The sequence below is a fragment of the Limnohabitans sp. 2KL-17 genome, assembly GCF_003063415.1.
Classification (GTDB): Bacteria; Pseudomonadota; Gammaproteobacteria; order Burkholderiales; family Burkholderiaceae_C; genus Limnohabitans_A.
In genome coordinates, this window is record NZ_NESK01000034.1 from 20,532 (window position 1) to 32,141 (window position 11,610).

At 58.3% G+C, this 11,610-nt stretch carries 10 protein-coding genes; 2 read left to right on the forward strand and 8 right to left on the reverse strand.

The genetic code is table 11. The annotated features are described in order from the left end of the window. Nucleotides 1-21: 21 nt before the first annotated feature. From B9Z45_RS14955 to B9Z45_RS14985, 7 genes are all read right to left on the reverse strand, one after another. Entirely contained in the window at nt 22-735 is a 714-nt protein-coding gene (locus B9Z45_RS14955) for an ABC transporter ATP-binding protein (RefSeq protein ID WP_108408019.1), read from the reverse strand. Next, complete coding sequence (locus B9Z45_RS14960) at nt 732-1,499, reverse strand: ABC transporter ATP-binding protein (RefSeq protein WP_108408020.1); 768 nt, start codon at nt 1,497-1,499, stop codon at nt 732-734. Before B9Z45_RS14960 ends, B9Z45_RS14955 begins: the two co-directional genes overlap by 4 nt. Beyond that, nucleotides 1,496-2,476: a branched-chain amino acid ABC transporter permease gene (locus B9Z45_RS14965; RefSeq protein WP_108408021.1), complete on the reverse strand. Its 981-nt coding sequence runs from the start codon at nt 2,474-2,476 to the stop codon at nt 1,496-1,498. The genes B9Z45_RS14960 and B9Z45_RS14965 overlap by 4 nt, the downstream gene beginning before the upstream one ends. Further along, complete coding sequence (locus B9Z45_RS14970; protein ID WP_108408022.1) at nt 2,473-3,345, reverse strand: branched-chain amino acid ABC transporter permease; 873 nt, start codon at nt 3,343-3,345, stop codon at nt 2,473-2,475. Before B9Z45_RS14970 ends, B9Z45_RS14965 begins: the two co-directional genes overlap by 4 nt. Before the next feature lie 16 nt (nt 3,346-3,361). Continuing rightward, on the reverse strand, nt 3,362-4,564 hold the full coding sequence (locus tag B9Z45_RS14975; protein WP_108408023.1) for an ABC transporter substrate-binding protein: 1,203 nt from the start codon (nt 4,562-4,564) through the stop codon (nt 3,362-3,364). Nucleotides 4,565-4,585: 21 nt separating this feature from the next. After that, nucleotides 4,586-5,389: a GntR family transcriptional regulator gene (locus tag B9Z45_RS14980; protein WP_199221921.1), complete on the reverse strand. Its 804-nt coding sequence runs from the start codon at nt 5,387-5,389 to the stop codon at nt 4,586-4,588. 115 nt (nt 5,390-5,504) lie between these two features. After that, nucleotides 5,505-7,064, reverse strand: coding sequence for an acyl-CoA synthetase (locus B9Z45_RS14985; protein WP_199221922.1), 1,560 nt, complete (start codon nt 7,062-7,064; stop codon nt 5,505-5,507). A 72-nt stretch (nt 7,065-7,136) separates the two neighbouring features. Here B9Z45_RS14985 and B9Z45_RS14990 point away from each other — a divergent pair, with 72 nt between their 5' ends. Beyond that, nucleotides 7,137-7,709 (forward strand): DUF2889 domain-containing protein, encoded by a 573-nt coding sequence (locus B9Z45_RS14990; RefSeq protein WP_233252220.1) that lies wholly within the window; start codon nt 7,137-7,139, stop codon nt 7,707-7,709. Nucleotides 7,710-7,741: 32 nt separating this feature from the next. Here the strand turns inward: B9Z45_RS14990 and B9Z45_RS14995 are convergent, their stop codons facing one another. Then, nucleotides 7,742-11,158, reverse strand: coding sequence for a DEAD/DEAH box helicase family protein (locus B9Z45_RS14995; RefSeq protein ID WP_108408024.1), 3,417 nt, complete (start codon nt 11,156-11,158; stop codon nt 7,742-7,744). Nucleotides 11,159-11,363: 205 nt separating this feature from the next. On the opposite strand from B9Z45_RS14995, the gene B9Z45_RS15000 reads away from it, so the two are divergent. Further along, a partial coding sequence (locus tag B9Z45_RS15000; protein ID WP_146180858.1) for a transposase occupies nt 11,364-11,610 on the forward strand: 247 nt, incomplete at its 3' end.

Below are 11,610 nucleotides of genomic sequence, written 5' to 3' on the forward strand. Positions count from 1 at the left end.
GAGTGCTTAGCGTAAAGGGCATCACATGCCCAGATATGCCTGCCTGAGCGTGTCACTTGACAGCAACTCGGCCGGAGTGCCGGCAAAACGGATCTGCCCGTTTTCCATCACATAAGCCCGGTCGGCGATGTCCAGCGACTGACCCACGTTTTGTTCCACCAGCAAAACCGCCAGGCCGCTGCTGCGCAACTGCGAGATCAGGCCAAACATTTCCTCCACCAACAATGGCGACAAACCGAGGGAGGGTTCGTCCAGAATCAGCAAGCGTGGTTCGGACATCAGGCCACGGCCAATGGCCAGCATCTGCTGCTCGCCACCACTGAGGGTGCCCGCCAGTTGGGTCACGCGTTCCTTTAGGCGCGGAAAGGTCTCGTACACCTTGTCGAGGTTATGGGCGCGATGCTCACGCCCCCTTTTAAAAGCACCCAGCTCCAGGTTTTCGTGCACGCTCAAATTGGGAAACACCTTGCGGCCTTCAGGCACCTGGATCAAGCCGTGCAAGACCACCTTCTGGTAATGCATGCCTGTGATGTCTTGCCCATCAAACTGAACCCGTCCGGCCCGCGTGCTCACAAGACCACTCAAGGTAAGGTTGAGCGTGGTCTTGCCTGCACCGTTGCTGCCCAAAAGGGCCACCGTCTCACCGGGCATCACATGCAGATACACACCCCGCAAAACTTCGATAGCACCATAGCCCGACTTGAGGCCCTGCACATTCAACAAAGGGGTGTTCACGCCTGCACCTCTTTCTGAAGGGCAGCACTCTTTTGCAGCCGCTCGGCCGTGCCGTGGCCCAGATAGGCCTCGACCACTGCTTTGTTGCGGGTCACTTCGGTCGGGCTTCCTTGGGCGATCAACTGTCCCTGCGCAAGCACCCAGACCTCTTGCGCCAGGCTCATCACGGCCTGCATCACGTGCTCAATCATCAGCACCGTCACGCCACTTTGGGCAATGCCTTGAACCACCGGAATCATCTCGGCAATTTCCTGCGGATTCAACCCCGCAAGAACCTCGTCGAGCAACAACAGGCGTGGCCGCGTGGCCAGGGCTCGCGCCAATTCGAGGCGCTTTCGGCCTGCCACCGTCAGGTCACTGGCGAGCTTGTCGAGTTGCGAGGTCAGGCCCACTTGCTGCGCCACCGACTCGGCCTGTTCCAGCGCCTGCGCGCGTCGCGGCAGGTGCAGGTGGGCCCCGACCGCGATGTTTTCTCGCACGGTTTGCGCCGCAAAAGGCTGCACGATCTGAAAGGTTCGGGTCAGGCCCATGAGCGCATTCAGGTGCGGTGGCTGGCCAGTGATATCTTGGCCGTCAAACTCAACCCGACCGGTATCCGGCATGAGAAAACCGGACATGAGCGCGAACAAGGTGGTCTTGCCAGCGCCATTGGGACCAATCAGAGCGCTCAGGCGACCTTCAGTCACTGACAGGCTGACGTTTTGCACAGCCTTGAGACCGCCAAAGGATTTGCCCACGCCGTCGATTTTGAGCAGAATGCTCATGGTTTATCTCCGTCTGACGGCTTGTTGCCACGCCACCACTGCTGCGGCGTGATGCTGCCCAGACCGGCGATGCCGCGCGGCAGAAACATCACGATCAGGATCAGCACCGAGCCGTAGATCACCATGTTGATGCCCGGCAACTGGCCGAATAAATTGCGTGTGAGATCCGCCAGGATGTGCAGGCTGATGGCCCCTAGCAGCGGCCCCCACAGCGTTCCCAGTCCGCCAACGATCGCCCCCACCAGGGCCTCAACCGAGGTGTGAGAGCCAAAGGCGATGCCTGGATCGATGTACTGAAAAACCTGCACATAAAAAGCCCCACCTGCGCCCATGAGACCGCCGGACAGGATGGTGGCGACCAGCTTGATGGTGAAAGGGTTCACGCCAATGGCTCGTGCGGCGTCTTCGTTGTCGCGCACGGCTTGCAGGTATGCGCCAAAGCGCGAGTGGCGTAGCCAAGCGGTGATGATCAGCGCCAGCGTGACCAGACCCAGCATGAGCCAGATGAACCCGGCTCGGCTGCCAAACTGCATGTTGGCAGCCGACTCTTTGAGCGGCAGCATCAAGCCAACACCAGCACCAGTGAAAGGCACCGATGTGGCCACAATGCGAAAAACCTCGGCAAAGGCCAACGTGACCAGCGCAAAATAAGAGCCCTTTAGGCCGTAGCGGAAAGAGGCAGCACCGACAAAAGCGCCCACACCTGCCGCAAAAGCCATGGCCAGTGGCAAAGCCACCCAGGGGCTCAAGCCCCACTGCATTTGCGCAATGGCCTGAACATAAGCGCCCGTGCCAAAAAACAGCGCATGACCAAAAGAGAACTGCCCACCAAAACCTCCCAGCACGTTCCAGGCTTGAGAGAGCAGGCAAGCGTAAAGGGCCGTCATGACGAAATTGAGCACCACCCCCGACTGGGTGAAAAACGGCACCGCAGCAACCAACAGCACAAACAGAACGATGTTGCGAAAGTCTTTCATGCTTTCGCTCCAAAAAATCCTTGCGGCCTGAGCATGAGCACCGCAATGAAAATCACAAAAATACCCACTTGCCCCAACGACTCACCCAGCAGCAAACCGCCAAGCGACTCCACCACGCCAATGAGTAAGCCGCCGAGTAAGGCCCCCGCAAAACTGCCCATGCCGCCCAGCACGACAATGGTGAAGGCCACCAGTACAAATCCATTGCCCACCTGCGGGTTGACGTAATAAGCGGGCATCAAAAAACAGGCTGCAGCCCCGAGGCTGGCCAGGCCCAAACCAAAACACATGGCATACACATGGTCCACATCGATGCCCATCAGGCGAGCCCCCTGTTTTTCCTTGGATACGGCACGGATCGCACGACCCAAATCGGTTTTTTGCACGATGAACAACAACACGGCAGACACCGCCAAGGCACCGCCAAATGCCACCAGCTTGGGCAAGGCAATGAATGCCGGGCCGATCTCGACCGTGCTCAGTGTGTAGGCGGTTTCAATGCTGCGGGTGTCGGATTTGAAAAACAGCAACGCCAGGTTTTCCAGCACGATTGACACGCCGAGGGTGACCAACAGAATGTTTTCGTCCTTGCCGTGGCTGGCGCGGTTGATCACGCCACGTTGCAGCGCGTAGCCCAGCACGAACATGGCGGGCACCATGACGGGCAGGGCCAGATAGGGATCGACCCCGAGCTTTTCCTTGAGCATGTAAACGCCATACAGCGCCACCATCAAGGCCGCGCCGTGCGCGAAATTGATGATGTGCAGCACGCCATAAATGAGCGTGAGGCCCAGTGCGATCAATGCATAGACGGCACCGGTGGTGATGCCATTGAGCAAAGAGGGAAACAGGATGTTCAGGTCCAGCATCGGGGAGCCTTGGCGCTTAGCTATTGAGCGGGAAGACAGGCTCCACTTCGCGGTAATCGCGGGGCACGATCACCTTGATGTCACCTTTGTAGACCTGTGTCATCAAAGGCTGTGCCCCCATGTTCTGGCCATTGACAAACTGAGTTGGACCGTAGGGCATGATGTGATTGGCAAATTTACTGGTGGCCAGCGCTTCGATGATGGCGGCGCGGTCAGGTGACTTGGCGCGATCGATTGCATCGGCCAGCAGCATCATGGCGGTGTAGGTCATGAACACTTCGTAGCTGAAGAACTGGCCTTGCGCTTCGACCCGTTTTTTCAGTTCGGCCGAACGCTTGTCCTTGGGGTTGAACCAATGGTTGCAGTCAATGATGCCGTTGGCCGCTTCCGGGAACTCCTTGACGAACTTGTAGCTCGAAGCCGCACCGCCCAGCACCGAATAAATGGCTTTGGGCGTGATCTTTTGCTGTTGCAAGGTGCGGACCAGCAACGCGTATTCGTTGTAGTAGTTGGCCGGGATCAGGATGTCGGGGTTGACCTGCTTGATGCGCAACGCAATGTTGTTGAAGTCGCGCGTCGGGTTAGCGTGCTTGATGATTTCCTTGACCTCATAGCCGTATCCTGGAAGTTCCTTGGCCAACAAGTTGGCAGTGCCTGTGCCAAACAGTGATTCTTCGTGCACGATCATCACGGTGCGGGCGGGCTTGCCTGCGGCTGTGTTCAGGGCATGCAGGCTGGCCACGGCCACTTCGGCGCATTTCTTGTAGCCCGGGCCAAAGCGGAAGGTATTTTTCAGGCCGCGCTCAACAATCTGGTCAGCCACGCCCACATCGACCACATGGGGCAGGTTGTATTTGGCCGCCGCTTGCGTTGTAGCCAGGCAGATGGCCGAGGCAAAGGCCCCAACGACAGCGCTGACGCCGGCCTCGTTCATCTTCTCAATTTCGGCTGTTCCGGCCTGCGGGCTGGACTGCGCATCGCCCAGCATGGCTTCAATCTTGGCACCCCCTAAAGACTTGATGCCACCCGCCTTGTTGATGTCCTCAATGGCCATCAAAGCGCCCATGCGGCATTGCTGACCCGAATAGGCCAAAGCACCGGTCACAGGGTGCAGGACACCGACTTTGACAGGCTTGGGCTGGGCTCCACCCACCAAAGGGAATGCGATGGCAGAAGCCGCAACAGCGGACTGGCCCATGAAATGTCGACGTGTGGTCATAAGATCATCCTTGGTTGAAAGTCAGTGAAAGTTTGCGGACAACTCCTGGCTTACCCACACCTTGGCATCGATGCTGCCAACGCGGGATAACTGCATCTGGTATTCGTACCGGTCCGGGCGGTACAAGCCATGCAACCATTGAACGGGACGGTCGTCCTCGTCATAAATCAAACGCCGAACCGCCAGTAAGGCCGATCCGACGGACACATCCAAATGCTGCGCTATGCCCATGTCGGCCAGGCGGGCGGAGATGGTCTGCTCGGCCCGGCCTACCTTGACGCCTGACTCTTCAAGCAAGACCAAAATGGGTTTTTGCGCTAATTCACGCTCACCAAATCCGGCCGAGATCGCATCGGGCACCCAAGTGGTGATGTGCGACAGCGGGCCTTCAGGTGTGCTGCGTACGCGCTCGGCTTTTTGAACCAAAGCACCAGCTGACAGCTTCAGGGCAGCGGCCACGTCCCCGGGGGCGCGCATGCGCTCGACCGACAGCACCTTGACTTGGGTGCGCATGCCCATGGTGACCAAATTTTCGAGTAAGCCAGTCAGCCGCGCCTGCTGAGCAGTGGCCATGGTGGAGGCTTGCATGTGCATGTCTTGAGCAAGCGCCGTCACAGGCTTCGTGCCTCGTCCGGGCTGACGATGAATCAAGCCTTCTTCTGCCAGTAGCGACAAGGCCCTGCGCACCGTGACACGGGCCACACCAAACTGCCCCATCAGGGTCAGTTCACCCGGCAAACCCGCATCGAAACGGCCTTCACGCAATTGCTCCCGGAGCACCAGATAAATCTGATGGTATTTGGGCAGAGGCAGGTGAGCATCCATGATTGGCATCGTGGAACAGCCCTATTGTTCTGTCAATAGGACATTCATGTCTTATTGATAGGACATTTATTCATGGATTTCCCTGATCCGGCGCGCTATTGCTCATGGTTAAGCATCAGGCGTAGCGCAAACGCAGATCGCGTTTGAGCAATTTACCGCTCGGATTTTTGGGCAGCGTGTCAGTGAAGACCACCCGTTTGGGACACTTGAACCCGGCCATGTGCTGGTTGCAGTGCGCGATCACGGTGGCCTCATCCAGTGTTTGCCCGGCCTTGACCACAATCACGGCCGTCACCGCCTCGACCCATTTGGGATCAGGCAGGCCAACCACCGCCACTTCGCTGACCTGAGGCAGGCGGTAAATCATCTCTTCCACCTCGCGGCTGGCCACGTTTTCGCCGCCGGACTTGATCATGTCCTTCTTGCGGTCCACCACCGTGATGTAGCCCTCGGCATCAATGATGCCCAGATCCCCGCTGTGGAACCAGTCGCCCTCAAAGGCGGCCCGGGTGCGTTCGTCGTCATGAAAATAGCCCAGCATCAGGTGCGGCGAACGGTGCACGATCTCGCCCACCTCACCCAAGGCCACATCTTGCATGTCGTCGTTCACCACCCGGGTCTCGACGTTGCGCACCGCCTTGCCGCAGGAGCCGGGTTTGCGCAGCTGGTCTTCGGGGCCGAGCAAGGTGGCCAGCGGCGCGATTTCCGTTTGGCCATACAGGTTCCACAAGCGCACTTGGGGCAGGCGCGAGGCCAACTCTTTCAGCACCTCGACCGGCATGATGGACGCGCCGTAATAGCCCTTGGCCAATTTGGCGAGTTTGCCAGCATCCATCAGCGGCGAGCGCAGCAACGCAATCCACACCGTGGGCGGCGCAAAAAAGCTGGTGATGCCGAACCTTTCAAGCATCGGCAGCAGGTTGTCGGGTGTGGGCTTGGAGGTGATGACGTTGGTGCTGCCCATGTAAATGGCTGGGCCAAAGAACACATCAAGCTGGGCGCAGTGGTACAGAGGCAGCGCGTGCAGGGCCACGTCCTGCTCGGCAATTTCGGCGTCGATCACGCAGCTGACGTATTGCCACAGCACCGCATCGTGCGTGAGCTGAGCACCTTTGGGCGACGATTCGGTGCCGCTGGTGTAGACGATCTGTGCCACGTCGTAACTGCCCAGCTGCAGATCGGGCAACGCATCGGTGCAGGCGGCCAGTGCGTCAAAACTGTGCATACCTGCTACGGGCTGGCTCGGGTCTTCTGACGGCAGCCAAATGAACTGTTGAACCTGCGTGTCCAGCTTGGCGGCGGCCTGCGCCAGCTCGGCCAAACCGCTGTCGGTGGCCAGGGTTTGGGCACCGGCATGGCGCAAGATAAACGCCACCTCTTCGGCTTTGAGCATGAAGTTGATCGGCACCATGACCGCACCTCTTCGGGCCAGCGCAAAACGCAGCGCAGCAAAACCGTGCGAGTTGCGGGCCAAGACCGCCACTTTGTCGCCCTCGGCCACGCCGATGCTGGTCAGACCTGCGGCCAAGCGGGTGACCAGTGCATCGAACTCGGCATAGCTCCAGGTCGTCGCACCGCACACGATGCCGGTTTTGGCAGGCAAACGAATCGCGGTGCGGCGCAAGGCATCGGCAATGGTCTGGCGGCGAACGGCGGGGTGGATGGTGGTGGACATGGTGGCGGTCATCGTGAAGGCTCCTGCATCGATATGATCGGAACATTGAACATCAGACCCGCGAGATTTCCATTGGCACTTCCACCCCCCTCCCCCCGAAAACTGTCACATACGCGCACCGTGGTCTACCAAGGCTTTGACCGCGAAGACGGCCTGTGGGACATTGAAGCAGAACTGACCGATGTGAAAACCTATGGGTTTTCGGTGCCCAACGAGCGGCCCTTCCCAGCCAATGAGCCGATCCACGGCCTGAAAATCCGCGTCACGCTCAACAACAAGATGGTCATCCAAGACATCGTCACAGCGATGGACGACATCCCACACCCCGAATGCGCAGGCGCACCGCACGGCATGCACAAACTCATCGGCCAAACCATGGGTCCGGGCTGGCGCAAAATCATCAACGAACACATCGGTGGCACCGAAGGCTGCACCCACCTGCGGGAACTTTTGTTCAACATGGCGACGGCCGCCTACCAAACCCTGCCATCCGGCCAATGGCACCGCCGCGAACAAGCTGGCCAGCCCCACCCCGAAATCACCCAACCACCCTACCACCTCGGCCAATGCCACAGCTGGGCCTATGACAGCCCGACGGTGCAAAGGGCTTATCCGATGTTTTTCAAGCCGAAGGCAGTTGAATAATTTCAGTCTCAACTTGCCGGCTTAAGCTGTCGTCAAGCTGCCGCCCGGTCCCTGATATCGTCCAAAACCTGAACAAGCTGACTCACCTTGGCGGGCGGGAATATGCCCAAAGGCCCAAGCGCATTCATGTCCGTGAAGGGCGACTCGAACAAACGGGCACCATCCATCACCCCGTTTTGGGTCAACTCTTGCACGATCAGGTTAATGAACTCGATCTGATTGGGCGTAGCGGTGGTGCCGCTCACCAGTTCGCTGAAGGCTTGCATCGCAGCTTCTCGGTCCAAGCCAACCAGTGACCGGATGAAAATGCCTAAGCCTTGACTCTGCGCTTTCGCTTCGTCAATCAAGGCTTTTGAGCCGCCTGCTGCCAGCAGCATCTTCTCCAGTTCGTCCAGGTCTGTTGGCGTCAAAGGCTGATTGCGTCGCAAGCGCTGCAAGGCCAGGTGCGATTCATGCTCACGCAAAAACTGCCGCGCCTTGTCCTTGAACTTGGCCATGTTCAGCCCGGCCGTCACCTGCGGCAGATCAATCTGGGTCATCTCACCCAGCTCATCTTCAAAGTCGGTGTAAACCACCTTCTTCTTGCCCTTGGGAATGAGCTTGATCAAGGCACGCAAACGCCGACGCACGGTCTCCAACATCGGCACCGTCACATCCTCCCACCACTCATCACTGGCAACAGACTGGATCAGCAACATTTCTGCCTTGATCGCCGGAATGGCCACTTGCTCTTCCAGTGCGTTGGCCAGTGACTGGATCTTTTCCTTCAACGAGGCAAATTCTGGTTTGGCCTGCAAAATGGCCAACTGCGAACGCAAAACCAGCATGTCAAAGCGCTTGGCCTCCTCGTCATCGTCGGTCAGTTCGGTGGGCAACCCCGCCACCTTGTAGCTCAAGTCGTGCACATCATCAGGGCTCAACTTGTCCCAAGCGCCTGCGTTGGCAAAGCGCTCCACAACCAAGCGCTGCGGGCGCACCACAAAGTTATCCACCCGCATGGCCGCAACCACCTGGTGCAACATGGCCGCGGTTTCGGAACGCACCGCAGTCAGAGTGAGCTGACCATAGGGCGGTGGCGCTTCGCCTGCCTGGTCGTGGCCAGCCAGCTTGGCATCCAACTCACCAATCATGGTCAGCCGCGCCTTGAACAAACGCGTGCTCAATGGCTCAGAGCCCGCGCCCTCTTTGAAGTCCGGGTTCTGGCTGAAAAATTCCAGGTTTTGGCAGTAATCGAAGATGTAAAAGTTCTTTTTGTCATCGCCTGGCCCAAACAAATCGGGACACAAGCGGGTGCCGCGCCCCAGCATCTGCCAAAACTTGGTCTTGGACCGCACCACCTTGAAAAACACCAGGTTCACCGCCTCGGGCACATCGATACCGGTGTCGAGCATGTCCACCGACACCGCAATGTGCGGCATCCTGTCCTTGTTGGAAAAGTCGTCGATGATGCTCTGCGCATATTCGGTTTTGTAAGTCACCACCCGGGCAAAGTGCCCCTTGTAATGCGGGTAGTTTGCATCAAAGCGCTGGGCGATGAAGTCGGCGTGGTCGTTGTTTTTGGCAAACACAATCGTTTTGCCCAACCGGTCGCCACCGGCCACTTTTTGGCCATGCGCCATCAATGTGGCCAGCACCTTGTCCACGGTGTCCACGTTGAAAAGCCATTTGTTCAGGGCTTCAGAATTGACCTCGTCCGGGATGTTGCCCTCTTCGTCCCATTCTTTTTCATCCCATTCGGCCTGCTCTTGCTCTGACAAGTCATCGTATTGAATACCTTCGCGCAAAAACTTGAGCGGGACAGAAATCGGCACAGGCGGAACCAGGTGCCCATCGGCCACGGCTTCGTCCAATCCATAGGCGTCGGTGGGCACGCCATCTTCCAGATTGAACAAGCCATAGGTGTTGTGGTCAATTTCGTCCTTGGGCGTGGCGGTCAGGCCCACCAGCAGCGCATCAAAGTATTTGAAAATTGCCCCGTATTTTTGATAAACCGAGCGGTGCGCCTCGTCGATGATGATCAGGTCGAAATGCCCCACACCAAAGCGGCGCTGGGCGTTGGACACCTCGTCGATCAAACCCATCATCGTCGGGTAGGTAGACACATACACCCGGCCCTCGGTGTTTTTGTCTGTGACCAAGTTCACGGGCGAAGCATCGGGCAAATGCTTTTTGAAGGCGTTCACCGCCTGATTCACCAGCGCCACCCGGTCGGCCAAAAACAAAATGCGTTTGGCCCAGTTGCAGCGCATCAGCACATCGGCCAGGGCAATCACCGTGCGGGTTTTGCCCGAACCCGTGGCCATGACCAGCAAAGCTTTGCGCTGATGCTCCACCTCAAAGGTCTGCCCCACCCGGCGCACAGCACGCGTCTGGTAATGGCGCTCAATGATGCCGGAGTTGATGACCGCATCGGCCAACGACCTGCGGCTGCTGCGGCGCTGAATCGTCAGCTCCAGCTCGGGCTTTTTGTAAAAACCCTGCACCGGTCGGGGCGGGTAACTCGCGTCGTCCCATATCAAGTGCTCATAACCATTGGTGTAAAAAATCACCGGGCGCTGGCCGTACATGGCCTCCAGGCAATCGGCATACAGCTTGGCCTGCTGCTGGCCCACGGTGGGGTTGCGGGTGGTGCGCTTGGCCTCAATCAGCGCCAGCGGTTTGCTGTCGTCGCCCCACAGCACATAGTCCACAAAGCCCTTGCCCTCGTTGTTGGGCATGCCCACCACTTCCACCTCATGGCTCACGGCCGGGTCTAGGTTCCAACCGGCTTCCTTGAGCAAGACATCAATGAAGGCCTTGCGCGTCTCGGCCTCGGAATAGTCGTGCGTGTCAGGCTCGGCGGTGTTGGCCTTCTTGGCTGCCGCGACTGCCTCTCGCAATTGCTGCAGTTCTTGCTCCAGCGTGGCCTTTTCGGCGGCGTGCTGGGCGTGGACAGAGGCCAGCTTGTCGTCACGGTCTTTCAGGCTGGCTTCGAGCTTTTGCAGCTGCTCCGCCGACTGTGGGGCCGCATCAGCCGATGCCGCAGCAGGCAACAGGTCTGCAGAAAAGGTCAAGCCAGGCGAGGGACGGTTTTTGCGGCCATAGGTGCGGGCCAGCCAATAGCAAAAATGAAACAGCTCACGCGTGGCGTTCAGGGCGTCGCTGGTCGCCATCTTTTTGGTGCTGTGCACCGCCATGTTGCCCAAGTCCTTGATCAGCCGGGCCTTGGTGAACAGGGCATCGCCCACGGTGCTCTTGAAGGTGGGCTCGTGGATGAACGCACTCAAATTTTCCTGGTACGGCAGGCGCAGCGATTTGTCATGCGTGTACATCCAAGCCACCGCCAGCTCCAGGGTGCGGCGGGCGTAAAAGCATGACGCCCTTGCATCGCTGTTGGCCAGCTGCTCTGCCTTGCGGGTGGACTCAAACAGCGTCAGCCATTCAGACGCAAGGAAGGCAAAGTTGCTCATTGGGCGGTTCACCGTGGGTTTATTGTGGTGGTTTTATGCGGTGGGTGTTTAGACGGCTAAAGACGTTTTCAAGAGGTGCACGTCTTTATAAGTTATTGATTTATAAAGATATTTATCGCATTCTTTGCACATGTCTTTAGCCATTTTGGGCTTAAGGCTACGCTGAATAAGTCCACCGCATTGGGTGCTGTTTCGTTATAGGTCGATGAAACAACAGACCCTTGCCCTAGCGGCCGATGCAGGAGCCGGATTCGAACAATACCGTCGCGCAACCAGGCGCGACGTGTTCCTCTCCACAATGAATGAGATCGTTCCGTGGCATGCGCTATGCGAAGTGATCGAGCCGCATTACCCCAAGCCGGGCAATGGTCGCCCGCCGGTGGGACTTGAGCGTATGTTGCGCATGTACTTTGTGCAGCACTGGTTCAACTTGGCCGACGAGGCTTGCGAGG

Coding starts and splice junctions, on each gene's coding strand:
- B9Z45_RS14975 (WP_108408023.1), bottom strand. CDS start 4,564: ATGACCACACGTCGACATTTCATGGGCCAGTCCGCTGTTGCGGCTTCT.
- B9Z45_RS14970 (WP_108408022.1), bottom strand. CDS start 3,345: ATGCTGGACCTGAACATCCTGTTTCCCTCTTTGCTCAATGGCATCACC.
- B9Z45_RS14985 (WP_199221922.1), bottom strand. CDS start 7,064: ATGTCCACCACCATCCACCCCGCCGTTCGCCGCCAGACCATTGCCGAT.
- B9Z45_RS14995 (WP_108408024.1), bottom strand. CDS start 11,158: ATGAGCAACTTTGCCTTCCTTGCGTCTGAATGGCTGACGCTGTTTGAG.
- B9Z45_RS14980 (WP_199221921.1), bottom strand. CDS start 5,389: ATGGATGCTCACCTGCCTCTGCCCAAATACCATCAGATTTATCTGGTG.
- B9Z45_RS14960 (WP_108408020.1), bottom strand. CDS start 1,499: ATGAGCATTCTGCTCAAAATCGACGGCGTGGGCAAATCCTTTGGCGGT.
- B9Z45_RS14965 (WP_108408021.1), bottom strand. CDS start 2,476: ATGAAAGACTTTCGCAACATCGTTCTGTTTGTGCTGTTGGTTGCTGCG.